The organism is Paraburkholderia lebeckiae (genome assembly GCF_050436225.1).
In the GTDB taxonomy this organism is placed as follows: Bacteria; Pseudomonadota; Gammaproteobacteria; order Burkholderiales; family Burkholderiaceae; genus Paraburkholderia; species Paraburkholderia tuberum.
In genome coordinates, this window is sequence record NZ_JBNDLU010000002.1 from 229727 (window position 1) to 256059 (window position 26333).

A 26333-nucleotide genomic window follows, 5' to 3' on the forward strand; every position below is an offset into this window, starting at 1 on the left:
GGGATGCGGCGATGAATGCTACGCCGCGGCATCTGCGGCCTTGCGATCAAATGCGCGACATTCGCCGTGTCGCGGATCTGAAGGCCGTTTGGATCAGTTAAAATGCTTTTTTCGGGTTGAGCGCGCCGCAGCCAGGCGCTTGTGTCGCGGCCGGCCGCCGGCGCCCGATCCCGCGGAGCCGTTGGGCCGAAGCGCTGGAGTCCGCTGCGCTTTGTCCCCGCGCGCTGTCCACCACCGCCTTCTCATCAACTCGCATACTCAAGCCCATGAACAAGGTATTGCGTCTCTCCGACCTGATCGCCGAAGGCAAGCTGTCCGGCAAACGCGTGTTCATCCGCGCCGATCTGAACGTGCCGCAGGACGATCAAGGCAACATCACCGAAGACACCCGCATCCGCGCTTCCGTGCCGGCCATCAAGGCCGCGCTCGACGCCGGCGCCGCGGTGATGGTCACCTCGCACCTTGGCCGTCCGACCGAAGGCGACTTCAAGCCGGAAGATTCGCTCGCGCCGGTGGCGAAGCGTCTCGCGGAGCTGCTCGGCCGCGACATGCCGCTCGTCGCGAACTGGGTCGAAAACGGCGTGAACGTCGCGCCGGGCTCGGTCGTGCTGCTCGAAAACTGCCGCGTCAACAAGGGCGAAAAGAAAGATTCCGACGAGCTCGCGCAGAAAATGGCCAAGCTCTGCGATATCTACGTGAACGACGCGTTCGGCACCGCCCACCGCGCCGAAGCGACTACGCACGGCATCGCGAAGTACGCGCCGGTTGCCTGCGCGGGTCCGCTGCTCGCCGCTGAGCTCGAAGCGCTCGGCAAGGCGCTAGGCGCGCCGAAGCGTCCGCTCGTGGCGATCGTCGCGGGCTCGAAGGTGTCGACCAAGCTGACCATCCTGAAGTCGCTCGCGGAGAAGGTCGACCAGCTGATCGTCGGTGGCGGCATCGCCAATACGTTCATGCTCGCGGCCGGCCTGAAGATCGGCAAGTCGCTCGCCGAAGCCGATCTCGTCGACGAAGCGAAGGCGATCATCGACGCGGCCAAGGCCCGCGGCGCCTCGGTGCCGATCCCGACCGACGTCGTCACGGCCAAGGAGTTCTCGCCGACCGCGAAGGCAGAAGTAAAGGCCGTCGCGGATGTGCAGGACGACGAGATGATCCTCGACATCGGCCCGGAAACGGCCAAGATGCTCGCCGCGCAACTCGAGAAGGCCGGCACGATCGTGTGGAACGGCCCGGTCGGCGTGTTCGAGTTCGACCAGTTCGGCAACGGCACGAAGACGCTCGCGGACGCGATCGCGCGCTCGGCTGCGTTCTCGATCGCAGGCGGCGGCGATACGCTCGCGGCAATCGCCAAGTACGGCATCCACGACAAGGTCAGCTACATTTCGACGGGCGGTGGCGCATTCCTCGAGTTCCTCGAGGGCAAGAAGCTGCCGGCGGTAGAAGTTCTGGAATCGCGGGCTTAACGTGGCGACGCGCTCCCCAGCGGCGAAGTCGACCAAGGCGCGTGGCGTGAAAGTGCCGCGCGGCAACGCGGCAACGCCGGCAGGGGAGCGCGCGACACGCGCGGCCGCTGCTTCGGTAGCGGCCGGACAGGACGTGGCGGCCGAAGCGCTGGTAGCGCCCGCGGCCGCCGAACCGGCGCTAGCCGCCGGAGCGCCCGCGGAACCGGTTGCAGCGCATGCTCCGACCGGCGATGCGGAGCAGCCCCCGACGGCACAGGTCGAATCGGCTCAACACGATTCGGCCCAGCCGGAACAGCCTTCCGGCGAGCAGGACAGCAAATCCCCGGTGTCCAAGGCACCGGTCTCGAATACCGCATCACCCGCATCACTCCACAAAGCGACCCCGGCCCCAGCCGGCGCGCGCCCCCAGGCAGCATCTTTCGATGCGCAGACTCCGCAGCAGCCCCCCAGCGCTCTTTCCAGCGATCCTATCCAGACGAGGAGACTCATGCATCGCGCCACCAAGATTGTCGCTACTATCGGTCCGGCTTCCAGCACACCGGAAATCCTGCTGCAAATGATTCAGGCGGGCCTGGACGTGGTGCGGCTCAATTTCTCTCACGGCACCGCGGACGACCATCGCCAGCGTGCCGAATTCGTGCGCGAGGCGGCCCGCCAGGCCGGCCGCGAAGTCGCCATCATGGCTGACCTGCAAGGCCCGAAGATCCGCGTCGGCAAATTCGAGAACGGCCGCACGACGCTCGTCACCGGCAATCCGTTCGTCCTCGATGCCGACTGCGAGCTCGGCAACGACGAGCGCGTCGGCCTCGACTACAAGGATCTGCCGCGCGACCTGAAGCCGGGCGACGTACTGCTGCTCAACGACGGCCTGATCGTGCTGAACGTGCAGCGCCTGATCGGCAACGAGATCCACACGGTCGTGAAGATCGGCGGCGAGCTGTCGAACAACAAGGGCATCAACCGCCAGGGCGGCGGTCTGTCGGCGCCCGCGCTGACCGCGAAAGACATGGAGGATATCCGTACGGCGATGTCGCTCGGCGTCGATTTCGTCGCGGTGTCGTTCCCGAAGAACGCGACCGACATGGAAATGGCCCGCCAGCTCGCGAATATCGCCGGCGCGCCATACGGCATCAAGCCGAAGATGATCGCGAAGATCGAGCGCGCGGAAGCGATTCCGGCGCTGCAAGGCATCCTCGACGCGTCGGACGGCATCATGGTCGCGCGTGGCGATCTGGCTGTGGAAGTGGGCAATGCCGCGGTGCCGGCACTGCAAAAGCGCATGATCCGGATGGCGCGCGAATCGAACAAGTTCGTGATCACCGCGACGCAGATGATGGAGTCGATGATCCACGCGCCGGTACCGACTCGCGCTGAAGTGTCGGACGTCGCCAACGCGGTGCTCGACGGCACGGACGCGGTGATGCTGTCGGCGGAATCGGCGGCGGGCAAGTACCCGGTGCAGACCATCGAGACGATGGCCGCGATTTGCGTCGAAGCGGAAAAGTCCGAGCAGTCGGAGCTCGACAAGGACTTCCTCGACCGCACGTTCACGCGGATCGATCAGTCGATCGCGATGGGCGCGCTGTTCACCGCCTATCACCTGGGCGCCAAGGCCATCGTCGCGCTGACCGAATCGGGCTCGACCGCGCTGTGGATGTCGCGTCACTGGACCCACGTGCCGATCTTCGCGCTGACGCCGCGCGTCGGCAGCGAACGGGCGATGGCGCTGTACCGCAACGTGACGTCGCTGCATCTGGACACCAACACCGACCGCGACACGGCGCTGCAGCAAGCGCTCGAAACGGTGGTCGGCAAGGGCTACGCGTCGCACGGCGACATGGTCGTGCTGACGGTCGGCGAGCCGATGGGTCAGGCGGGCGGCACCAACACGTTGAAGATCGTGCGGGTTGGCGAACCGTACTGATCAGGCAAGACCGCTCGATCGGCACGGGCCCGATTGAGCGAAGCAGGGCGGCGAAACCCGCACGGTCCATGTGCGACGGCGCACCAAAGCGCCGGTGTCATCGCGGGAACGCCGCCTGCTTCGCGATAAAATCGCCGCAAAAGATGCCGACGGCAAAAGAATTCGTTTCAATCTAAGGAGTTTCAGCATGCCTCTCGTATCAATGCGTCAACTGCTGGACCATGCTGCGGAAAACGGCTATGGCCTTCCGGCATTCAACGTGAACAACCTGGAGCAGGTGCAGGCGATCATGGCCGCGGCCGACAAGATCAACGCTCCGGTCATCATGCAGGCGTCGGCCGGTGCGCGTAAGTACGCGGGCGAGCCGTTCCTGCGTCATCTGATCGAAGCGGCGGTCGAGTCGTATCCGCACATTCCGGTCGTGATGCATCAGGACCACGGTCAGTCGCCGGCGGTGTGCATGGCGGCGATTCGCAGCGGCTTCACGAGCGTGATGATGGACGGTTCGCTCGAAGCCGACGGCAAGACGGTCGCATCGTACGAGTACAACGTCGAAGTGTCGCGCAAGGTCGTCGAGGCGGCGCACTCGATCGGCGTCACCGTGGAAGCGGAGCTGGGCGTGCTCGGTTCGCTCGAAACGATGAAGGGCGACAAGGAGGACGGCCACGGCGCCGAAGGCACGATGACGCGTGAACAACTGCTGACCGATCCGGAGCAGGCCGCCGACTTCGTCAAGCTGACCCAGTGCGACGCGCTGGCCATCGCGATCGGCACCTCGCACGGCGCCTACAAGTTCAGCAAGAAGCCGACGGGAGATATTCTCTCGATCCAGCGCATCAAGGAAATCCATCAGCGCATTCCGAACACGCACCTCGTGATGCACGGCTCGTCGTCGGTGCCGCAGGAGCTGCTCGCGGAAATCCGCGAATTCGGCGGCGACATGAAGGAAACCTACGGCGTGCCGGTCGAAGAAATCCAGGAAGGCATCCGTCACGGCGTGCGCAAGGTCAACATCGATACCGACCTGCGTCTGGCGATCACGGCCGCGATCCGTCGCTACATGGCGACCAACCCGGGCAAGTTCGATCCGCGCGATTACCTGAAGCCGGCGCGCGAAGCGGCGATGAAGATCTGTATCGACCGTTACACACAATTCGGCTGCGAAGGCCAGGCTGGCAAGATCAAGCCGGTTTCGCTTGATAAAATTGCGGAGAAGTACAAGTCGGGCGAGCTCGCGCAAGTCGTCCGTTAAGCTGTAGTTTTGGCTCCGCGCCAGGCCGTTTGGCCAGGTTGTCGTCCGATCGCCGTTCCCGCATCATCGGGGGAACGGCGTTTCCCTTTTGTTCCGGTGACATTTTTTGCACCACTTTTAGCGAACCACGACGATGTCTACCCTCTACGAATCCACGCTCCGCTCGCTGCCGCTGCTCGGCCGCGGCAAAGTCCGCGACAACTATGCCGTGGGCAACGACCAGTTGCTGATCGTCACGACCGACCGTCTGTCGGCGTTCGACGTCATCATGGGCGAGCCGATTCCGAACAAGGGCCGCGTGCTCAACGCGATGGCGAACTTCTGGTTCGAGAAACTGAAGCACGTGGTGCCGAACCACCTGACGGGCGTCGCGCCGGAGTCGGTGGTCGCGCCGGACGAAGTCGAGCAGGTCAAGGGGCGCGCGGTGGTCGTCAAGCGACTCGAGCCGATCCTCGTCGAAGCGGTGGTGCGCGGCTATCTGGCCGGCAGCGGCTGGAAGGATTACCAGGCCACCGGCTCGGTCTGCGGCGTGCAACTGCCGCCAGGCCTGCAGAACGCGCAGAAGCTGCCCGAGCCGATCTTCACGCCGGCCGCCAAGGCCGAGATGGGCCACCACGACGAAAACATCACTTACGACGAGATGGAGCGCCGCATCGGTACCGAGCTGTCGGCCACGATCCGCGACATTTCGATCCGTCTGTATAAGGAAGCCGCTGATTACGCGGCCACGCGCGGCATCATCATCGCGGACACGAAGTTCGAATTCGGTCTGGACAACCACGGCAAGCTGTACCTGATGGACGAGGCGCTGACCGCCGATTCGTCGCGCTTCTGGCCGGCGGACCAGTACCAGGTCGGTACGAACCCGCCGTCGTTCGACAAGCAGTTCGTGCGCGACTGGCTCGAAACCCAGCCGTGGAAGAAAGAGCCGCCGGCGCCGAAACTGCCGGACGACGTGGTCGCGAAAACGGGCGAAAAGTATCAGGAAGCGCTCGAGCGCCTGACCGGCCACAAGCTCGACTGATCTGATCGCGCGCGCCGTGTCAGGCGCGCATTGCCGGGAAACAAGGAAGCCGTAAAGATGAGTGAAGCACAAACCGCCCATACGCATGATGCGCCGGTCGTCGGCGTATTGATGGGCTCCAGTTCCGACTGGGAAGTGATGAAAAACGCCGTCGCGATTCTGCAGGAATTCGGCGTACCGTACGAAGCGAAGGTCGTGTCCGCGCACCGCATGCCCGACGAAATGTTCGCCTATGCTGAAAGCGCGCGCGAGCGCGGCATTCGCGCGATCATCGCGGGCGCGGGCGGCGCGGCACATCTGCCCGGCATGCTGGCCGCGAAGACCACGGTGCCGGTGCTCGGCGTGCCGGTCGCGAGCAAGTATCTGAAGGGCGTCGATTCGCTGCATTCGATCGTGCAGATGCCCAAGGGTGTGCCGGTCGCGACGTTTGCGATCGGCGAGGCGGGTGCCGCGAACGCGGCGCTGTTCGCGGTGTCCCTGCTCTCCGGCACCAGCGCCGAATACGCGGACAAGCTCGCTGCATTCCGTGTGCGCCAGAACGAAGCGGCTCACGCGATGGTATTGCCGGCGCTGTAAGCGCGCTGGTTGTTTAATAAGACGTCTCCTGTCCGACCCCCCGGCCGGATGCCCGCCGCTCGTTGCATGAGCGCGACGCGTATCCGGCCGCGACCGACCACCAAGATGAACCCTGACAACACACCGGTTTCACCGATTCTGCCCGGCGCATGGCTTGGCATGGTCGGTGGCGGCCAGCTCGGCCGCATGTTCTGCTTTGCCGCCCAGGCGATGGGCTATCGCGTCGCCGTGCTCGATCCGGACGAAACCAGCCCGGCCGGCGCGGTCGCCGATCGCCACCTGCGCGCGGCCTACGACGACGAAGCGGCGCTCACCGAACTCGCGCGGTTGTGCGCGGCGGTGTCGACCGAATTCGAGAACGTGCCGTCCGCGAGCCTCGACTTTCTCGGCAAGACCACCTTCGTGAGCCCGGCGGGGCGTTGCGTCGCCGTCGCGCAGGACCGGATCGCCGAGAAGCGCTTTATCGCGTCGTCGGGTGTGACGGTTGCACCGCACGTCGTGTTCGAGTCGTCGGATGCGCTTGCGGCGCTGGGCGATGCCGAGCTCGAAGCGGTGCTGCCCGGCATCCTGAAAACGGCGCGCATGGGTTACGACGGCAAAGGCCAGATTCGCGTGCGCAACGCCGAGGAAGTGCGTGAGGCGCATGCGTCGCTCGGCGGCGTGCCGTGTGTGCTCGAGAAGCGCCTGCCGCTGAAGTTCGAGGTGTCGGCGCTGATCGCGCGCGCGGCGAGCGGGGCGTCGGTCGTCTATCCGCTCGCGCAGAACACGCATCGCGACGGGGTGCTATCGCACACCATCGTCCCCGCGCCAGACGCGTCGCCGGCGCTCGCGCAGCAGGCTCAACAGGCCGCGCTGCAGATCGCCGAGAAGCTCGGCTACGTCGGCGTGCTGTGCGTCGAATTCTTCATTCTCGAAGACGGCTCGCTGGTCGCCAACGAAATGGCGCCGCGCCCGCACAACTCCGGCCACTACACGGTCGACGCCTGCGCGACGAGCCAGTTCGAGCAGCAGGTGCGCGCGATGACCAGCATGCCGCTGGGCGACACGCGCCAGCATTCGCCGGCGGTGATGCTGAACATCCTCGGCGACGTGTGGTTTCCGGACGGTCCGAAGCGCGCGGCGGTCACGCCGCCGTGGCAGGAAGTCGCCGCGATGCCGTCAGCGCGCCTGCATCTGTACGGCAAGGAGGAGGCGCGTTGCGGCCGCAAGATGGGCCACGTGAACTTCACCGCGCCGACCCTCGAAGAAGCTCGCACCGCGGCGCGCGATTGCGCGCGGCTGCTGCACATCGCTACCAGCTGACGCGCGCGCCATGCCGGATCAACAGAAACCCGCCGAGGACGCTACCAACGCATTGCCGGTCAGCGCCGCGCAGATCGAGCACGCGGCGGCCTTGCTCGACGCGGGGGGGCTGGTCGCATTTCCGACGGAAACCGTGTACGGCCTCGGCGGCGATGCCGAGAACCCGGACGCGGTCGCGCGCATTTACGCGGCGAAGGGGCGGCCGGCCAATCATCCGGTGATCGTGCATCTCGCGCCGCATGGCGATCCGAACTATTGGGTCGAGCATTTGCCGGCGGATGCTCAGCGCCTGATCGACGCATTCTGGCCGGGACCGCTCACGCTGATCCTCAAGCGCGCTGCGCGCATTCCCGCGGCGGTCAGCGGCGGGCAGGACTCGGTGGGACTGCGCTGTCCGTCGCATCCGGTTGCGCAGGCGTTGCTTGAAGCGTTCGGCGCGTTGCGCGGCGGGCATGGCGGCGTCGCCGCGCCGTCGGCGAACCGCTTCGGACATGTGAGCCCGACCACCGCGCAGCATGTGCGCGACGAGTTCGGTAGCGCGATTCATGTGCTCGATGGCGGCGCGTCGGATGTCGGCATCGAGTCGACGATTCTGGATCTGTCGCGCGGCTTTCCGGCGCTGCTGAGGCCCGGTCGCGTGACGCCGCAGGATATCGCCGACGTGCTCGGCGAGGCGCCGCGTCTGCCCGACGGGTCGGACGCGACCGCGCCGCGCGCGTCGGGCACGTTGAAAGCGCATTACGCGCCGCGCACGCCGCTCCTGCTGCTGCCGTTCGGTGAGCTCGAGCCGTTGCTCGCGGGGCGCGAGCCGGGCGAGCGCGTCGCGCTGGTCGCGCGCGCATCGCGTGCGGGACGGTGGGCCGATGCCGACGGCGTGCATTTCGTCGCCGCGCCGGAAGATCCGCACGTCTATGCACGCGAGCTCTATGGCTTGCTGCGCGCGCTCGATCGCGCGAACGTCATGCGGATTCTGATCGAGAAGCTGCCCGATACGATCGAATGGATTGCGGTCAACGATCGGCTCGGGCGCGCGGCGGCAGCATTCGAAGCGCACGAGTCCTGAAGGCGCTACGTTTTCGCCTCTGATACTTCGCGCGCCAAGCAAAAGCGAACACGCAAAAGCAGAAAGCCCGACTCGAATGAGGCGGGCTTTTTTCGTATCGAACTAAAGTTCGAGAAGACGTTAGCGGGAGACAACGCTCCCGCCGGACGCCGGATGTGCGCTTACTTGCCCAGACCCGTCGCCGCGATCTGCTGTTCGACGAAAGTTGCGAACGCAGCGTTTGCGTGCGTCGTCGGATGGAGCGTGTCGGCGAAGACATACGACTGGTCGGCGCCCGCTACCGTGAGGGTCTGCGGCGAGCAGAACAGCGACGAGCCGAATTGCTGGCCGTACTGCTGCGCCGTCATGCCGCCTTGCAGCACCGACGGATTGGCCGTCGCATAAGCGGTCGCGTTCTGCTCCATCTGTTGGAGCGCGCAGGCCGTGCCCGTTGCATTGGAAAATCCCTGCGACTGGTAGCTGGCGAGCAACTGATGCTGCCAGGCGAACGAGCTGACCGGAATCACTTTCGTGTCAATCCCGGCTGTCTTGAGTCCATTCGCGACCAGCGTGTTGTATGCGGTCACGATGGCAGTAATCAGCGTCGGCAGTTGCGGCGCATTGCTTGCTGCCGCTTGGGCAGCCGCGAGCGGCGCCTGGCCGATGTCCGGCACGTCCATGACGACGACATGTGTCGCACCTTTCGAGAGGGCGGTGCCGACGACGCCCACAAAGCTCTGGATAGTCGTCTGAAGCTGCGTTCCAACCGCCGTCCCAATGATCAACTGCTGTTGCTGCAAGGAGGTGGCCGTCGCGAGCTGGGTCTGGAGGTCGGTCATGAACTGCGTGTTCTGCAACAGTTGCAGGACGTCGTTGGCGCCGCCGCTCACCAGCACGAGCTGATTCGAATTGAAGCTGCCGTGGTCCGTCAGGTACTGCGCGATCTGCGACGTGACAGGTACGGTCGTGGCCGCCATGCTATTGGGTGCGAAGCCAATGCCGATGGGGTTCGCCACATCGGAGCCGCCTTGCGCATAGCCCAAGCCGCCGTTGGCCTTCAGTGGCACTCCGAAGCCGCCCACAAAAGCTGGCGTCAGCGTATCCCCATAGTACTCAGCGACTTTCTGCGTCCAGACTTCGCCAGGATTCGTCGTGAAACGACCGCCGCCGAAACTGGCCTGGATCACCGGCGAATACGTGCCGACGTCCGACAGGCTGTCGCCGAACGACACGACCTGCAACTTGACGCCACCTGACGGCGTGCTGCTGCTCGAACTATTGTTGTCGCTGCCACCGCCGCATGCCGCGAGCGCGGCGAACGCTGCGCTCGCCACTGCGATCTGCGTGACGCGCAACCATTGCTGTTTCTTCGAAGCGGTTTGATTCATGTTGACTGCATCTCCTCGTATGTGTGGCCCTTGATGCCATGTGTTGCAGGCGGCGTCCACCGCGTTGGCGGCGTGACGACAGCTTACAGAATCTTCTACGGCCTGCGCGATGTCCGAAGCGCGACCGTATGGTTTGAGTTCAAGCCGGCTCCCTTCGCGCGCTGCGCATGATAAGCGGCGGCCCAGGCGGGCGGCGCGAACAGCGCACGCCATTTGTTGCGCCAGCCGCGCACGCTAGCGAAGTCTGCGGCCATCGATGCCCATTCGTGAAACGTCGCCTTCAGCGGGTTGTACGTGTGCAGTGGCTCGACGATGCCGTACTGCGGCGCCTCGTGCGGATCTTCTTCGACGTAGCTGCCGAACAGGCGATCCCACATCACCAGTACACCTGCGTAATTGCGATCGATGTAGCGATCGTTGCGCGCATGATGCACGCGATGGATCAACGGCGTATTGAACACGTATTCGAGCCAGCCGAGCTTGCGGATCACCTGCGTATGCACGAAGAACTGGAAGCCGAGATTGATCAGCACGATCGCGACGATCTGCTTCGGGGGAAAGCCGAGGATCGCGAGCGGACTCCAGAACACCCACATGCCGGCGACCGGGTACATCAGGCTCTGGCGGAACGCGGTCGACAAATTCATCCACTCCGACGAGTGATGCACGACGTGCGCGGCCCACAGCCAGCGCACGCGATGACTGCAGCGATGAAAGACGTAATAGAGCAGGTCCTGCGCGACGAACAGCACGACGAACGACAGCCACGTCGCCGGCCATGTATGAATGCGGTAATGCTCGTAGAAAAACGCGTAGACAGGGATGAGCGCGAGCCACGCGAGCTTGTCGGCGGCCTGCTGCAGCAGCGCGAGCGCGGCGTTGCACAGCGTGTCGCGCCAGCTATAGAGGCGCTCGGCCGGGCGCGTGCGGCTCACGTGCCACGCCTCCCAGCCGATGCAGGCGAGAAAGACGGGCGCCATGGCGAGCAGCAGCAATTCGGCATCGAATTGCATCTTGTCTCCCTTCCTGGTCCCTGACCGCCGCGCGGTATGCGGCGGGTGGTGTCGTTATCGTTCGCGAGGTCGCGCGGTCTGCGCGAGCGGCGCCCTGCGCAGCAAACCCGTGATGTCGCGCGCCGCATGCTGCCCGACAGCGTACACGGTTAGCAGCTTGCCGCGCGCGGCATCGCTAGAAGGAATACTCAGTGGCTGCCGCGCTTGCGCGGGTTTTTCCTGGGCTTCTCGCGCGCTTCCCCGATGGGCGCGGAGACCTTCGTGAAGCCCTGCGACGGGCCTTCGTACACCCATTCGAGCAGCGCGTCGTGCGCGGCGCGCGCCGCTTCCGAATGCGCATCGTTGATCAGGCTGACGACGACATAACTGTTGCCGTCGGCCGACGCGACGTAGCCGGCGATCGCGCGTACGTCGCGCAGCGTGCCGGTCTTGATGTGCGCGTTGCCGTCCGCGCCCTGGCTGGTCAGGCGGTTGCGCATCGTGCCGTCGACACCGGCGATCGGCAGCGAGTCGACGAACACCTGCGCGACTGGGCTCGCGTTCGCGCGTTGCAGGACATCGGCGAGCGCGAGCGCGGTGATGTGTTCGTCGCGCGACAGGCCCGAGCCGTTATCGAGCGACAGGTATTCGGTGTTCAGGCTGTCGCGCGTCAGGAAAGCTTCGACCGCGTGCGCGGCTTTCGCGGGCGTGGCGGGCGGCCTTTCCTCGGCGGCGCCGATCGTCAGGAACAGGTTGCGCGCCATCGTGTTGTTGCTGAACTTGTTGATGTCGCGAACGATGTCCGACAGCATCGGCCCCTCGTGCGTGGCGACGAGCTTCGCGCCGGCGGGCACTGCGCCTTCGCGGGTCGCGCCCGTGAAGGTGCCGCCGGTTTGCTGCCACAGCGCGAGGAAGCCGCGCGCGAAGAACGTCGAGTGATCGAGCACGGCGACGTTGATCGTGCGCGCGTCGCAGCGCACCGGAAAGTCGCCGATGAACGACGCGACGAGCGTGCCGTCAGGCTCCGGCGTGACGGTCGGCGTCGGCAGCTCGCCCCGGCATGGGCCGCTCGTCGCACGCAACTGGTTGTCGATGCGCAGTTGCGCGAGCGCGGGCAGCACGTCGATCGCCACAGTGCCGTCCGGCGATGGCGTCAGCGTGAACGACAGCGATTTGAACGCGTACAGCAGCGGATCGGGGCCGACGTTGTACGGCGCGTTCACGTCGTCGTCGAACGCGGGCAGGTCGCGAGTCGACCGATCGAAGTAGCGCTTGTCGAGCACCAGCGCGCCGTCGATACCGTTGATGCCCGCCTTGTGAATCTTCTGCACGAGGTCGATCAGTTCTTCGGGCACGAGCTTCGGGTCGCCGGTGCCCTGGATGTACAGATTGCCGTGCAGCACGCCGCTCGCGTCGAGCGGGCCGTCCGCGTACGCGCTGGTGCGCCAGCGGTAACCGGGCCCGAGGATCGACAGGCCCGCATAGGTGGTGACGAGCTTCATCGTCGAGGCGGGCATCATCGGCTTGCCGGCGTTCAGCGCGAGGATCGGCGTGCGATCGCCGACCTTTTCGACGACCACGCTGATCGACGACAACGGCACGTGCGCGCGCTGCAGACCGACCATCACCGGCTGCGGCAGTACCGTCGTGATGTTGACGCTCGGATGCGTGGCCTTGACGCGGGCCTCCCCGGTCAGCGGCAGCAGCGTGCCTGCGCCGAGCGCGGCGGCGCAGAGCCAGACGGCCGCGCGCGGCATGACGCGGTTGGGCATGAAGGCCGCGCGATCGAACATACGGCGCGAGCGCAGCGCCATACGGCGTGCGACGGAAGACAGAAAAGCGTGCGTCATGAACGGGTGAACGGGCAAACGGACGGGCAGGATTTCAAGGTGTACGGCGAGCGGCGTGCGGCGTGCGCGGGACAATGGAACGGCAAGCTGGGCGCCTTGACGGCGCGGTGGCGCGCCGCAGTCTACCCGACGGCCGTCGCGCGACGCAAAGCGCCCATTGTAGTGACATCCCGCGAGGCTGCGGTGAAAAAAACGCCACACGCCGCGCGGGCCGGAAGCGGGCGCTAGAATGCGGCATCATCGAATGTTTTGGGACGGACAACCATGCGCATCCTGCTAGTCGAAGATGACCGGATGATCGCCGAGGGCGTGCGCAAGGCGCTGCGCGGCGAAGGCTTCGCCGTCGATTGGGTCGAGGACGGCGAAGCGGCGCTGCGCGCGGCGGCGGCCCAGCCTTACGACCTCGCGTTGCTGGACCTCGGTCTGCCCAAGCGCGACGGTCTCGAGGTGCTGCGCGCACTGCGCGCGCGCGGCCATGCGCTGCCGGTGCTGATCGTTACCGCGCGCGACGCGGTCGCCGATCGTGTCAAGGGCCTCGACGCCGGCGCTGACGATTACCTTGTCAAGCCTTTCGATCTCGACGAACTCGGTGCGCGGATGCGCGCGCTGATCCGGCGCCAGTCCGGCCGCAGCGATTCAACGATTCGCCACGCCAATTTGACCCTCGATCCCGCGTCGCACCAGGTGACGCTCGATGGCGCCCTGGTCGCGCTATCCGCGCGCGAATTCGCGCTGCTCGAGGCGCTGCTCGCGCGACCCGGCGCGGTGCTGTCCAAGAGCCAGCTAGAGGAAAAGATGTATGGCTGGGGCGAGGAGATCGGCAGCAATACCGTCGAGGTCTATATCCACGCGCTGCGCAAGAAGCTCGGCGCCGATCTGATCCGCAACGTTCGCGGGCTTGGCTACATGATCGCGAAGGACGCCTGAGCCGATGCGCTCGATTCGCCGACAACTGTTGTTCTGGCTGCTCGCGCTCGTGCTGCTCGGCGTCGGCATCGCGGGCTGGCTGATCTACCGGCAGGCGCTCGCCGAAGCGAACGAGCTGTTCGACTACCAGCTCGAGCAGATCGCCGCGGCGCTGCCGGCGGAACCGTTCTCGCAGGTGCTCGGCCGCGATACCGGCGACGAGGGCATCGTGCTGCAGATCTGGAACCGCAACGGGATGCTGATGTATTACTCGCGGCCGCGTGCGCCGCTCGCGCCGCGCGCCGAGCTCGGTTTTTCGACCGAGCGCACCGACCGCGGCGAATGGCGCGTATATGGCGCGATCGTCGGCGATAACGTCGTGCAGCTCGCGCAGCCGCTGTCGGTGCGCAATCGGCTCGCCGCCGATGTCGCGCTGCGCACGCTGTGGCCGCTGATCGTGCTGCTGCCGCTGCTCGGACTGGCGGTATGGGTGATCGTCGGCCGCGGGCTGCAGCCGCTGCGGCGCGTGACGAGCGCGCTCGACACCCGTCATCCCGAAGCGCTGGATCCATTGCCTGATCAGCGCCTGCCGCTCGAAGTGCGGCCGCTCGTGCGTGCGCTGAACGGGCTGCTGCAGCGGCTCGCGACCGCGCTCGATATCCAGAAGGCGTTCGTCGCCGATGCCGCGCACGAATTGCGCACGCCGCTTGCCGCGGTACAGATTCAGGCGCAACTGGTCGCGCGCGCGAAGGACGACATAGCCCGCAGCGAGGCGCTTGCCGATCTGCAGGCGGGTGTCACGCGCGCGACGCGCCTCGCCGAGCAACTGCTCGCGCTCGCGCGCGCCGAGCCGGACGGCGCCGCCGGCGCAGTGATGCTCGATCTGCGTGAGCTACTGCGGGAGTGCGTCGCGACCTACGCGCCGCTCGCGATGAATCGCGGCGTCGACCTCGGCATCGAGGCGAGCGAGGCTGCCAGCGTGACGGGCGACGCCGAAGCGCTGCGTGTGATGTTCAACAACCTCGTCGACAACGCGACTAAGTACACGCCGCGTGGCGGCCGCGTCGACGTCAGCCTGCGGGTCGAGGACGGCCATCCGGTCGTGCGGATCGCCGATAGCGGCCCCGGTATCGATCCCGCCGATCGCGAGCGCGTGTTCGACCGGTTCTATCGCGCGGAAGCGGGCGCGAATCGCGCGCGCACCGACGTGGCGGGCAGCGGCCTCGGTCTCGCGATCGTGCGTCGGATCGCCACCCAACATCATGCGCAAGTGTCGCTCGATGACTCGCCGGCCGGTGGTTTGCAGGTCACCGTACGCTTCTGATCATGGTGATTTACTGTTCGGCCAAAGCCGGCGTTCATGCTGGCGGGGCGATCCGTAGCGGCCGGTCCGATAAGGTTCCCATGATCTGGCGCTGCTTAAGACTCTTTTAAGTGATGCCCCTTACGCTCCTCGACATCCAAAGTCACTTTCTCCAGTCAGGAGCTCATGATGAACGCGAAAACCTTGTCCCGCGGCGCCGTTGCGGTAGCTGTGGCCGCTGCGCTTTCAGCCGGCTATGTGGCGGGCCATCGCGATGTGCCCGCACCGCAGATCATCTCGCCGGCGCAAGCCGCTGCGATGATGCCAGCCGAAGCTGCCGCCAAAACCGGTATCCCCGATTTCTCCGGGCTCGTCGAGACCTACGGTCCAGCCGTCGTCAACATCAGCGCGAAGCATGTGGTCAAGCAAACCGCGATGCGTGGTAATGGCGGCAACTTCAACGGCAACCAGCTGCCGATCGATCCGAACGATCCGTTCTATCAGTTCTACAAGCGGTTCTTCGGCGGCGTGCCCGGCATGCAGGGCGGCGATGGCGGAGACGCGCCCGACCAGCCGAGCGCGAGCCTCGGCTCGGGCTTCATCATCAGCAATGACGGCTACATTCTGACGAACGCGCACGTGGTCGATGGCGCAAACGTCGTCACCGTGAAGCTCACCGACAAGCGCGAGTTCAAGGCGAAGGTGGTCGGCGCCGACAAGCAGTCCGACGTCGCCGTGCTGAAGATCAACGCGAGCGATCTGCCGACGGTGAAGATTGGCGACCCGCGCCAAAGCAAGGTGGGTCAGTGGGTCGTCGCGATCGGCTCACCGTACGGCTTCGACAACACCGTGACCTCGGGCATCATCAGCGCGAAGTCGCGTTCGCTGCCCAACGAGAACTACACGCCGTTCATCCAGACCGATGTGCCGGTGAACCCTGGCAACTCGGGGGGTCCGCTCTTTAATCTGCAAGGCGAAGTGATCGGCATCAACTCGATGATCTACTCGCAGACGGGCGGCTTCCAGGGCCTGTCGTTCGCGATCCCGATCAGCGAGGCGATCAAGGTCAAAGACGATCTCGTCAAGACCGGCCACGTGAGCCGCGGCCGCCTCGGCGTCGCAGTACAGGGCTTGAACCAGACGCTCGCCGACTCGTTCGGCATGCAGAAGCCGCAAGGCGCGCTGGTCAGCTCGGTCGACGCCAACGGGCCGGCGGCCAAGGCTGGCTTGCAGCCGGGCGACGTGATCCTGTCGGTGAATGGCGACGAAGTCAGCGATTCGGCGGATCTGCCGTCGAAGATCGCAGGTCTCGCGCCGGGCAGCGCGGCGACGCTGAAAGTGTGGCGCGATAAGGCCAGCAAGGACGTCAAGGTGACGATCGGCTCGTTCTCGGACGCGAAAGTTGCGTCGGCGAGCAAGACCGATCAGCAGACCCAGTTGCAAGGCCGTCTCGGCGTCGCGGTGCGGCCGCTGACGCCGGAAGAGAAGAGCAGCGCGTCGGTGTCGCACGGTCTGCTCGTGCAGCAGGCAGGCGGCGCGGCGGCGAGCGCCGGCATCCAGGCGGGCGACGTGATTCTCGCGGTCAATGGCCGTCCGGTCACGAACATCGATCAGTTGAAGCAGATGATTTCGGGTGCAGGCAACAGCATTGCGCTGCTGATCCAGCGGGACAACGCGCAGATTTTCGTGCCCGTAGATCTCGGCTGATCCAGTATCCAGGCGGTTCGAACGGATCGCCCACCCCAGTTTGAGCTGTAGTAGCGATTGCCGGTCCTTTGCATTTACTGCAAGGACCGGTTTTTTTTCGCCTGTCCCCACCGTGCTGCGGCGAGCAGCGCGGACAGGACGAAGCGCGCCAAGCGACTTGGTGCCACGGTCGCGCAGGTCCAGTTGACGCGACCGGATGCTGGGCACGCAGGTTGCTTCGATCTTGATTTTGGCCTGTTCGGAGATTGGGCAAGGACTGCAACAAGGAGAGCGAATCGATGAAAACCCAACGCAATCAGCAAAGGATCGTAGCCGTCGCGCTGTGCGCGACGCTCGCGCTCGGACTGGCGGGCGGTGCGTACGCGCAGCAGGCAGGCGTGACCGGTGGCTCGACGACCGACAACACAAGCGCGGGCAACACCAACGGCGGCGGTCTGCCGCAAGTCCAGCAGCAGGGCGACGTGTCGTATGTGTCGGGCGGCGTCGGCCTCGACGAATCGCGGGCGTTGCGACAAGCGCAAAGCCAGTGGCCACTGACGCTGCGCTTCACCGGGCCCAACGCCGAGTTTCTCGCGGATGTGCACGTGCGTATCGTCGACGCCCATAACGGCGAAGTGCTGAATACGACGTCGCGCGGACCGTTCATGCTGGTGCGCTTGAGCCCTGGCCGCTATACGGTGCACGCGAAATACAACGACAGCGAGCAAACCCGCTCGGTTAGCGTGCCGGCGCACGGCAACGTCAAATCCGCGTTCATCTGGAACGCGAAGTAACGGGTCGATCCGTCTGCCGCCGCGCAGCAAGCTAGCGCAATCGGCCGAAGTTTGGCCGATAATGAAGCCACGGGCAGCTCCCGTGGCTTTGCCGTTCCCGCGGCAATAGCCGGCAGTGCAGCACCCACCCCATCACGGAGCCTGGACATGACCGATGCGTCGACATCTGCGGGACGGCTGGACGGCCATACCATCGTGATCCGCGACAACGGTCACCGCGTGCGCGTGATTCACGGCGGCGTGACGATGGCCGACACCCAGGCCGCGCTGACGCTATCGGAGACCGGCCTCGCCGACGTGTTCTATTTCCCGCGCGAGCACGTGAACATGGCCCGGCTCGAACGCTCGACGCACACGTCGCATTGTCCGTTCAAGGGCGACGCGTCGTACTTCCATCTGCGCACCGAAGATGGCGTGATCGAGAACGCGGTGTGGTGCTACGAGGCCCCGTTCGAGCAGGTCAGTCGCATCAAGGGCTATCTCGCTTTTTACGCATCGCGCGTCGACCGCATCGATCAGACGTCCTGATCCCGCAGTCGGCGCGTTCATCGGGGAGGTTGTCATGGAACTGAACGACGCGTTACGGATTCCGCTGGCGCCGTCCGAGGTCTGGGACGCGTTGCAGGACCTCGCGCTGTTGCGTGCCAGCCTCGACAACTGCGAGTCGTTCGTGCGTCTCGCCCACGGCGAATACGCGCTGACGATGACCGTCCCGCTCGGCCCGTTGCGCGCGCATTATCAGGCGCGCGCGCACGTCGCCGGCCAGGATTCCGGCCCGGCGGACGCGCAGCGCCGCACCATCAACTTCAAGGCCTTGGCCGAGGGCATCGGCGCGTTGCGCGGTCAGATCGAAGTGCGTTTGCGCGCGGACGAGGGGCGGGAGCGCGGCACGCGCATCGACTACACATTGTGGGCGACGTCGTCGGGACCGCTCGCCGAGCTGCCGACGCGCCAGCTCGAGAACGCCTTGCGTCAGATCGCCGACGATTTTTTCGCCGAGTTCGACGCCGTCGTGCGCGCCAAGCACGGCAAAGGGCCGAACCGCGCGCGTGGCACGGCGCCGCGGCGCCAGTACGTGTTTTTGCGGCCGATCACGCTCGGCGGCATCGCGCGGCGAGCGCGCATCGAGCACAGCCATACGCTGTCGGGGCGCGCGGCGAGCGCGTCGCATAGCTGGTCGCATCACGAGCCCGGTCAGCATGTCGTGCCGTACTGGGCGTGGGCCGGGATGATCTTTCTGGTCGCACTATTGTTGTATGTCGCGCGCTGGTTCAGCGAGCATTGAGGCCGCGAGCCGCGCGCAGCCCCTGATGGAACGCGCGACAGACATCCCCGCGCGACTACGAAATCCCGGTGACGCACTACGAAATAGCGGTGCTCCCGCGGCCTTCATCTAAACCCCACGAAACTCCCGCCGCCACGCGCTCGGCGACGTGCGAAACGCGTCCGCGAAATGCTGCCGCAGCGATGCGGCCGAGCCGAATCCGGCGCTCGCCGCGATCGCTTCGACCGACCCGTCGGTGCTTTCCAGTAGCTGTTGCGCACGCGCGAGCCGCTGCGCGAGCAGCCATGCGCCGACGGTGGTGCCGGTCGCGAGCCGGAAGCGCCGCGTGAAGGTGCGGCGGCTCATCAACGCGCGCGCGGCGAGCGTGTCGAGCGTATGCGGCGTGGCCAGGTTGCCGCTCACCCAGTCGAGCAGGCCGGACAGGCGATCGCCGCGCGGCTTCGGCGGCATCGGCTGCTGCACGTATTGCGCCTGGCCACCCTGGCGATGCGGCGACACTACCAGCCGGCGCGCGACGTGGTTCGCCACCCGCGCGCCGCAGATCTTGCGCAGCACATGCAGGCAGCAGTCGAGGCCGGCGGCGGTGCCGGCCGAGGTCAGCACGTTGCCGTCGTCGACGTACAGCACGTCGGCGTCGAGCCGCACGCGCGGGTAGCGGCGCGCGAAGTCGTCGGCCCAGGCCCAGTGCGTCGAAGCGGGCCGTCGATCGAGGATGCCCGCGGCGGCCAGCACGAAAGCGCCGAGGCACAGGCCGACGAGCAGCGCGCCGCGCGCATGCGCGGCCCTCAGCGCGTCGAGCAGCGCGGCGGGCGGGGTTTCGGCGGGATCGCGCCAGCTCGGCACGATGATCGTCTGCGCGTCGGCAAGAGCTTCGAGTCCGTGTATGACCTCGATCGAGAAGCCCGCGGTCGTCGCCAGCGCGCCTGTCTCCGCGGCGCAGACGCGGAAGTCGAAGTCGGGAACACCGCCGCCGCGACGGTCCTCGCCGAACACGACGCACGGCACCGACAGATGGAACGGGCTGATGCGGTCGAACGCGACGACGGCGACGACGTGGCGCGGCGCCTGATCGGAGATGTCGTCGGAAGATGCGAAGGTGGTCATGCCGGGCGCCTCATGAAAGCCATAAGTATGGCCCGATCCTAGCGAATGTTGTCATTCGGGCCGCTGTCGACAGGCGGGCAGCGGAGCAACAATGCCGTCATTGCCGTTGTGCCGCGGCCACCGCGCTGGGCGCGGGCCATCGACCGCTTTTTCTGACAAGGAGCCTTGCCATGAGCACACCCGCGCCGCGCCGTGCGCTGATCGTCATCGACGTGCAGAACGAATACGTGAGCGGCGACCTGCCGATCGAATTTCCGGACGTGCGCACGTCGCTCGCCAACATCGGTCGCGCGATCGATGCAGCGCGCGCCGCCAGCGTGCCGGTCGTGGTCGTGCAGAACGTCGCGCCCGCCACCTCGCCGCTGTTCGCGCGCGGCGGCACGGGCGCGGAACTGCACACGGTCGTCAGCTCGCGCGTTCATGATCATTTCGTCGAGAAGTCGCTGCCGAGCGCATTCGCTGGGACCGATCTGGCCGACTGGCTCGCCGCCCGGCAGATCGATACGCTGAGCGTCACCGGCTACATGACCCACAATTGCGATGCCTCGACGATCAACCACGCGGTGCATGCTGGCCTCGCCGTCGAGTTCCTGCACGACGCAACCGGCTCGGTGCCGTATGAAAACAGCGCGGGCTTCGCGAGCGCGGAGGAGATTCATCGCGTGTTCAGCGTGGTGCTGCAGTCGCGCTTCGCGGCGGTCGCGAGCACCGATCGATGGATCGCGGCGCTAAAGAGCGGCGCGCCGCTCGAGCGCGGCAACATCTATGCGTCGAATCAGGCGGCGCGAGCACGCCGGGCGGTTGCCTGAACCCGGCGCAGGGGCGGTCGTCCGGTCCAAAAACAGAAACGGGCGGTTCACCGAGCCGCCCGCTTTTCCAATCCGTCACCCTCGCGCGCCTTCTACGCCGCCTTCCTGCGCAACGCCGGACTCAGGCGCAAGGCGTCGAACATCGCTTCCACCATCTGCTGCGCATGCGCGCCGAAGTCGGTCGCGTCGGGCAAAAACAGCATGTCGCGCAACGAGCCGCCGACGAATGCGTGGACCATCGCCGCGGCAAGCTTCGTGTCGAGGTCGGCGGGCATCTGGCCTTTGGAGATCGCATTGCGCAGACCGCCCTCGATCTTCGCGAGCCCCTCGCGCATATTGGTCTGATACCGTTCCATCACCGGCCCCATGTCTTCGACCAGCTCGCACTTCAGAAACAGGATGTCGAACACGCGGCGGCGGCGCGGATCGTTGGCGGTGTCGCGCAGGCAGACGATGCAGACTTCCATCAGTCGCCCGAGCGGATCGGCTTCGTTCGGATCGAGCGATGCCGCCTTCAGTTCGTCGAGCGGCAGCAGCACGCGGTCGAACATTTCGGTGAACAGCTCGCTCTTATGCGCGAAATGCCAATAAATGGCGCCGCGCGTGACGCCCGCGGCCTGGGCGATATCGGCCAGCGACGTGCGCGATACACCCTTCTCGAAGAAGACCTGTTCGGCCGCGTCGAGAATCCGGTTGCGCGTCTCCAGCGCCTCTTCTTTGGTTCTTCTGACCATATTGGTGTAGCCTGCGCTGATCCTGGGGTTTATGCGGACAGTTTTAAGTCAGTCTGATGACGCTTTGACTACTTCTGAAGCGAATTGCGACGCGAATCTGCGGTACCCCAGCCTCGGAAGATATGAATGCACTTTTACATGCATTCATGAATGTATATATAATAGCACCCCACGATCGGATAGCCCAAGCCGTGACGAGCGGTTAATATCCGTCACTGTTGCCTTTCGAAAGCGCTTTCGCGGCCGCCAAACGGCGGCGCTGCGCGGCATTCCCCGGTATGGCGCATTCGTGGCAGGGTGCCCTGCAGGCGCAGGTTTGCATCCATGGGCTTCCGGTCGAGCGTCGCGAGACGCTTGTGTGCGCTGTCGTCCCCGGGGTAGGGATGCGCGCACTTTTTCATTACTCAGTCTTTGACAGAGGTCGCTCCATGCGCGTCGAACGGGTTCCATTCCGCTTAATTAGTGCCGCGACGGCTGCCATCTTGCTGGCGGCGTGCGGACCAAAACAATCTGCCCCGCCGCCACAGACGCCCGAAGTCGGCGTCGTCACCCTCCAGCCGACGACCGTGCCTGTCGTCACCGAACTTCCCGGCCGTACCAGTGCCTTCCTCGTCGCGCAGGTGCGTGCACGGGTCGACGGCATCGTGCTGCGCCGCGAGTTCACCGAGGGTAGTGAGGTCAAGGCCGGCCAGCGTCTCTACAAGATCGATCCGGCGCCGTACATTGCGTCGTTGAACAACGCGAAGGCATCGCTCGCGAAGGCGCAGGCGAACCTGGTGACGACCACCGCGCAGGCCAATCGCTACAAGGTGCTGGTTGCGGCGAACGCGGTCAGCAAGCAGGACTACGACAACGCGGTCGCCGCCGAAGGCCAGGCCGCCGCCGACGTCGCCGCGGGCAAGGCCGCGGTCGATACCGCGCAGATCAACCTCGGTTATACCGACGTGACCTCGCCCGTGACCGGCCAGATCGGCGTGTCGCAGGTCACGCCGGGCGCCTTCGTGCAGCAGAGCGCGGCCACGCTGATGTCCACGGTCCAGCAACTCGATCCGGTCTACGTCGACCTCACGCAATCGAGCCTCGACGGTCTGAAGCTGCGCCGCGAGGTCCAGGAAGGGCGTCTGAAGACGACCGGCCCGGGCGCCGCGCAGGTCACGCTGGTGCTGGAAGACGGCCGCATCTATTCCGAGAAGGGCAAGCTGCAGTTCACCGACGTGACCGTCGACCAAGGCACCGGTTCAGTCACCGTGCGCGCGATCTTCAAGAACCCGAACCACGTGCTGCTGCCGGGCATGTTCGTGCGCGCGAAGATCGACGAGGGCGTCAACCAGAACGCGCTCATCGTGCCGCAAGTCGGCGTCACGCACGACCAGAAGGGTCAGCCCACCGCGCTCGTCGTCGGCAACGACAACAAGGTCGAGCTGCGTCAGCTCGTCACTTCGGGCACCTTCGGCTCGTACTGGGTGGTCTCGGACGGCCTGAAGCCGGGTGACCGCGTGGTCGTCCAGGGCACCGACAAGGCGCGTCCCGGCCAGCAGGTCAAGCCCGTGCCGGCGCAACTGCCCGGCACCCCGGCTTCCGACGCGGCCGCGAACGGCGCGCAGACGGGTCAACCGGCGGCTCAACCTGCCTCCGCCGCCTCGGGCGCGTAATAACAGGGAGCCCGCCTCATGGCAAAGTTCTTTATTGATCGCCCGATTTTTGCATGGGTGATCGCCATCATCCTGATGCTCGCGGGTCTCGCGTCGGTGTTCACGCTGCCGATCGCGCAATACCCGACCATCGCGCCGCCGTCCATCCAGATCAGCGCAACCTATCCGGGTGCTTCGGCGAAGACGGTGGAAAACACCGTTACGCAGGTGATCGAGCAGCAGATGAGTGGTCTGGATCACCTGCTGTACCTCGCATCGACCTCGGACGACTCGGGCACGGCCACCATCACGCTGACGTTCGCGGCCGGCACCAACCCTGACATCGCGCAGGTGCAGGTGCAGAACAAGCTGCAGCTCGCCACGCCGCTGCTGCCGCAAGCGGTGCAGCAACTCGGCACCAAGGTCACGAAGTCGAGCAGCAGCTTCCTGCTGGTGATGGCGTTCGTGTCGACCGACGGCAGCATGAACAAGTACGACCTCGCGAACTATGTCGCGTCGAACATTCAGGATCCGATCAGCCGTATCGACGGCGTGGGCACGGTGACGCTGTTCGGCTCGCAGTACGCGATGCGGATCTGGCTCGACGCGAACAAGCTGAATAACTTCGGTCTGACGCCGCTCGATGTCGAAACCGCGCTGCAGGCGCAGAACGTGCAGGTCGCGGGCGGCTCGCTCGGCGGCACGCCGTCGGTGCCGGGCCAGGTGCTGCAGGCCACGATCACGCAGGCGACGCTGCTCAATACCCCCGAGCAGTTCGGCAACATCCTGCTGAAGGTGAATCAGGACGGCTCGCAGGTGCGTCTGCGCGACGTGTCGCGCGTCGAGCTCGGCGGCGAAAACTACAACTTCGACACCAAGTACAACGGTCAGCCGACGGCAGGCTTCGGTATCCAGCTCGCCACGGGCGCGAACGCGCTCTCCACCGCGAAAGCGGTGCGCACGAAGATCGCCGAACTGTCGAAGTACTTCCCGCACGGTCTCGTCGTGCAGTACCCGTACGACACGACGCCGTTCGTGCGCCTGTCGATCGAAGAAGTGGTCAAGACACTGCTCGAAGGTATCGTGCTGGTGTTCCTCGTCATGTACCTGTTCCTGCAGAACCTGCGCGCCACGCTGATCCCGACGATCGCGGTGCCGGTGGTGCTGCTCGGTACGTTCGCGATCATGAGCGTGGTCGGTTTCTCGATCAACGTGCTGTCGATGTTCGGTCTCGTGCTCGCAATCGGCCTGCTGGTGGACGACGCGATCGTGGTGGTGGAAAACGTCGAGCGGGTGATGCAGGAGGAGGGCTTGTCGCCTCGCGATGCAACCCGCAAGGCGATGGACCAGATCACCGGCGCGCTGGTCGGCGTGGCGCTCGTGCTGTCGGCGGTGTTCGTGCCGGTGGCGTTCTCGGGCGGCTCGGTCGGCGCTATTTACCGGCAGTTCTCGCTGACGATCGTCGCGGCGATGGTGCTGTCCGTGCTCGTCGCGTTGATTCTGACGCCGGCGCTGTGCGCGACGATCCTGAAGCCGATTCCGAAGGGGCATCACGAAAAAGCCACCGGCTTCTTCGGCTGGTTCAACCGTACCTTCAACACGAGCCGCGACAAGTATCACTCGGGCGTGCACCACGTGATCAAGCGCTCGGGCCGCTGGCTCATCATCTACATGGTGGTGATCTTCGCGGTGGGGCTGCTGTTCGTGCGTCTGCCGAAGTCGTTCCTGCCTGACGAAGACCAGGGCACGATGTTCGTGCTGGTGCAAACGCCGTCGGGCTCCACGCAGGAAACCACCGCGCGCGCGCTGAAAGACGTGTCGGACTACCTGCTGAACGACGAGAAGGCGATCGTCGAATCGACGTTCACGGTGAACGGCTTCAGCTTCGCGGGTCGCGGCCAGAACGCGGGTCTCGTGTTCGTGCGGATGAGGGACTACGCGCAGCGTCAGCACGCGGATCAGAAAGTGCAGGCACTCGTTGGACGTCTGTTCATGCACTTCAGCAGCTACAAGAACGCGCTCGTGTATCCGGTCAATCCGCCGTCGATTCCTGAACTCGGCACCGCGGCGGGTTTCGACTTCCAGCTGCAGGACCGCGCGGGTATCGGTCACGCGAAACTGATGGAAGCGCGCAACATGCTGCTCGGTTTGGCGGCGAAAGATCCGACGCTCGCGCAGGTCCGTCCGAACGGCCTGAACGATACGCCGCAGTTCAAGGTGAACATCGACCGCGAGAAAGCTTCGGCGCTCGGCGTGTCGCTCGCCACGATCGACCAGACGTTCTCGATCGCGTGGGCCTCGGCGTACGTGAACAACTTCCTCGACACCGACGGCCGGATCAAGAAGGTCTACCTGCAGGGCGACGCGCCGTTCCGGATGAAACCGGAAGACGTGAACGCCTGGTTCGTGCGCAACAGCGCGGGCGCGATGGTGCCGTTCTCGGCCTTCGCGAACACCGAGTGGACGTTCGGTTCGCCGAAGCTCGAGCGCTACAACGGTATTTCGTCGGTGGAAATCCAGGGTGCGGCCGGGCCGGGCAAGTCGACCGGTCAGGCGATGGCGGCGATGGAACAGATCGTCACCAAGCTGCCGGCGGGAGTCGGCTACGAGTGGACGGGTCTCTCGCTGCAAGAGCGTCAGTCGGGTTCGCAGGCGCCGATCCTGTACGGCATCTCGATTCTCGTCGTGTTCCTGTGTCTCGCGGCGCTGTATGAAAGCTGGTCGATCCCGTTCTCGGTGATCATGGTGGTGCCGCTCGGCGTGATCGGCGCACTGCTGGCCGCGACGCTGCGCGGGCTCGAGAACGACGTGTTCTTCCAGGTGGGTCTGCTGACCACCGTGGGTCTGTCGGCGAAGAACGCGATTCTGATCGTGGAATTCGCGCGAGAACTGCAGCAGAGTGGAGGCATGGGACCGATCGAAGCCGCGCTCGAAGCGGCGCGTCTGCGGTTGCGTCCAATCCTGATGACCTCGCTCGCGTTCATTCTCGGCGTGCTGCCGCTCGCGATCAGTAACGGCGCGGGGTCGGCCAGCCAGCACGCGATCGGTACCGGCGTGATCGGCGGCATGTTGACGGCGACCTTCCTCGCGATCTTCATGATCCCGATGTTCTTCGTCGTGATTCGCGCGAAGTTCGGCGGTGAGAAGGAAGACCCGGATGAGGCGCTGCGCCACTACGAACAGCACCATCCGCGCGATCCGCAAGGCGGCGCGGCGGGTGGCACGACCGACGGCTCGGATGGCAATGGCTCGGGCAAGGATGGGCATTGAG

General features: G+C 65.5%; 21 protein-coding genes. 16 read left to right on the forward strand and 5 right to left on the reverse strand.

The window, feature by feature from the left end:
- Positions 1 to 266: 266 nt before the first annotated feature.
- From OKW45_RS15835 to OKW45_RS15865, 7 genes are all read left to right on the forward strand, one after another.
- A complete protein-coding gene (locus OKW45_RS15835; RefSeq protein ID WP_429469737.1) occupies positions 267 to 1460 on the forward strand; it encodes a phosphoglycerate kinase in 1194 nt (397 codons plus the stop codon).
- A 487-nt stretch (positions 1461 to 1947) separates the two neighbouring features.
- Complete coding sequence (gene pyk / locus OKW45_RS15840) at positions 1948 to 3384, forward strand: pyruvate kinase (RefSeq protein ID WP_018421702.1); 1437 nt, start codon at positions 1948 to 1950, stop codon at positions 3382 to 3384.
- A 187-nt stretch (positions 3385 to 3571) separates the two neighbouring features.
- Positions 3572 to 4636: a class II fructose-bisphosphate aldolase gene (gene fba / locus OKW45_RS15845; protein WP_429469739.1), complete on the forward strand. Its 1065-nt coding sequence runs from the start codon at positions 3572 to 3574 to the stop codon at positions 4634 to 4636.
- 133 nt (positions 4637 to 4769) lie between these two features.
- Positions 4770 to 5660 carry a phosphoribosylaminoimidazolesuccinocarboxamide synthase gene (locus OKW45_RS15850; protein ID WP_184006461.1) on the forward strand — a complete coding sequence of 297 codons (891 nt, stop codon included), beginning with the start codon at positions 4770 to 4772 and terminating at the stop codon, positions 5658 to 5660.
- 57 nt (positions 5661 to 5717) lie between these two features.
- The gene (gene purE / locus OKW45_RS15855; protein WP_018421699.1) at positions 5718 to 6236 is read left to right on the forward strand and encodes a 5-(carboxyamino)imidazole ribonucleotide mutase; all 519 of its coding nucleotides are present in this window, start codon (positions 5718 to 5720) and stop codon (positions 6234 to 6236) included.
- 105 nt (positions 6237 to 6341) lie between these two features.
- Positions 6342 to 7538 (forward strand): 5-(carboxyamino)imidazole ribonucleotide synthase, encoded by a 1197-nt coding sequence (locus tag OKW45_RS15860; protein WP_026226020.1) that lies wholly within the window; start codon positions 6342 to 6344, stop codon positions 7536 to 7538.
- Positions 7539 to 7548: 10 nt separating this feature from the next.
- Positions 7549 to 8601: an L-threonylcarbamoyladenylate synthase gene (locus OKW45_RS15865; protein ID WP_429469742.1), complete on the forward strand. Its 1053-nt coding sequence runs from the start codon at positions 7549 to 7551 to the stop codon at positions 8599 to 8601.
- Between the two features lie 161 nt (positions 8602 to 8762).
- Here OKW45_RS15865 and OKW45_RS15870 read toward each other — a convergent pair whose 3' ends face one another.
- The 3 genes from OKW45_RS15870 to dacB form a co-directional block, all read right to left on the reverse strand.
- A complete protein-coding gene (locus OKW45_RS15870) occupies positions 8763 to 9968 on the reverse strand; it encodes an SGNH/GDSL hydrolase family protein (RefSeq protein WP_429469744.1) in 1206 nt (401 codons plus the stop codon).
- Between the two features lie 95 nt (positions 9969 to 10063).
- Positions 10064 to 10981 carry a sterol desaturase family protein gene (locus tag OKW45_RS15875; RefSeq protein ID WP_429469746.1) on the reverse strand — a complete coding sequence of 306 codons (918 nt, stop codon included), beginning with the start codon at positions 10979 to 10981 and terminating at the stop codon, positions 10064 to 10066.
- 188 nt (positions 10982 to 11169) lie between these two features.
- On the reverse strand, positions 11170 to 12810 hold the full coding sequence (gene dacB / locus OKW45_RS15880; RefSeq protein ID WP_429469748.1) for a D-alanyl-D-alanine carboxypeptidase/D-alanyl-D-alanine endopeptidase: 1641 nt from the start codon (positions 12808 to 12810) through the stop codon (positions 11170 to 11172).
- A 264-nt stretch (positions 12811 to 13074) separates the two neighbouring features.
- On the opposite strand from dacB, the gene OKW45_RS15885 reads away from it, so the two are divergent.
- From OKW45_RS15885 to OKW45_RS15910, 6 genes are all read left to right on the forward strand, one after another.
- The gene (locus OKW45_RS15885) at positions 13075 to 13737 is read left to right on the forward strand and encodes a response regulator (protein WP_018421692.1); all 663 of its coding nucleotides are present in this window, start codon (positions 13075 to 13077) and stop codon (positions 13735 to 13737) included.
- Positions 13738 to 13741: 4 nt separating this feature from the next.
- Positions 13742 to 15040: an ATP-binding protein gene (locus OKW45_RS15890; protein ID WP_429469750.1), complete on the forward strand. Its 1299-nt coding sequence runs from the start codon at positions 13742 to 13744 to the stop codon at positions 15038 to 15040.
- Positions 15041 to 15208: 168 nt separating this feature from the next.
- A complete protein-coding gene (locus tag OKW45_RS15895) occupies positions 15209 to 16726 on the forward strand; it encodes a DegQ family serine endoprotease (RefSeq protein ID WP_018421690.1) in 1518 nt (505 codons plus the stop codon).
- A gap of 278 nt (positions 16727 to 17004) precedes the next feature.
- Positions 17005 to 17499: a carboxypeptidase regulatory-like domain-containing protein gene (locus tag OKW45_RS15900; RefSeq protein WP_429469752.1), complete on the forward strand. Its 495-nt coding sequence runs from the start codon at positions 17005 to 17007 to the stop codon at positions 17497 to 17499.
- Between the two features lie 147 nt (positions 17500 to 17646).
- Positions 17647 to 18027: a DUF427 domain-containing protein gene (locus OKW45_RS15905; RefSeq protein WP_018421688.1), complete on the forward strand. Its 381-nt coding sequence runs from the start codon at positions 17647 to 17649 to the stop codon at positions 18025 to 18027.
- Between the two features lie 34 nt (positions 18028 to 18061).
- On the forward strand, positions 18062 to 18784 hold the full coding sequence (locus OKW45_RS15910) for an SRPBCC family protein (protein WP_429469754.1): 723 nt from the start codon (positions 18062 to 18064) through the stop codon (positions 18782 to 18784).
- Between the two features lie 108 nt (positions 18785 to 18892).
- On the opposite strand, the gene OKW45_RS15915 is transcribed toward OKW45_RS15910, so the two are convergent.
- Positions 18893 to 19888, reverse strand: a complete 996-nt coding sequence (locus OKW45_RS15915; RefSeq protein WP_429469756.1) for a helix-turn-helix domain-containing protein — start codon at positions 19886 to 19888, stop codon at positions 18893 to 18895.
- 170 nt (positions 19889 to 20058) lie between these two features.
- Here OKW45_RS15915 and OKW45_RS15920 point away from each other — a divergent pair, with 170 nt between their 5' ends.
- Entirely contained in the window at positions 20059 to 20697 is a 639-nt protein-coding gene (locus tag OKW45_RS15920) for an isochorismatase family protein (RefSeq protein WP_429469758.1), read from the forward strand.
- Between the two features lie 92 nt (positions 20698 to 20789).
- On the opposite strand, the gene OKW45_RS15925 is transcribed toward OKW45_RS15920, so the two are convergent.
- On the reverse strand, positions 20790 to 21431 hold the full coding sequence (locus OKW45_RS15925) for a TetR family transcriptional regulator (protein ID WP_018421684.1): 642 nt from the start codon (positions 21429 to 21431) through the stop codon (positions 20790 to 20792).
- A gap of 428 nt (positions 21432 to 21859) precedes the next feature.
- Between OKW45_RS15925 and OKW45_RS15930 the strand changes: the two genes are divergently transcribed.
- On the forward strand, positions 21860 to 23083 hold the full coding sequence (locus OKW45_RS15930) for an efflux RND transporter periplasmic adaptor subunit (protein WP_026226019.1): 1224 nt from the start codon (positions 21860 to 21862) through the stop codon (positions 23081 to 23083).
- Positions 23084 to 23101: 18 nt separating this feature from the next.
- Positions 23102 to 26332: an efflux RND transporter permease subunit gene (locus OKW45_RS15935; RefSeq protein WP_429469760.1), complete on the forward strand. Its 3231-nt coding sequence runs from the start codon at positions 23102 to 23104 to the stop codon at positions 26330 to 26332.
- The last annotated feature ends 1 nt before the right edge of the window (position 26333 follow it).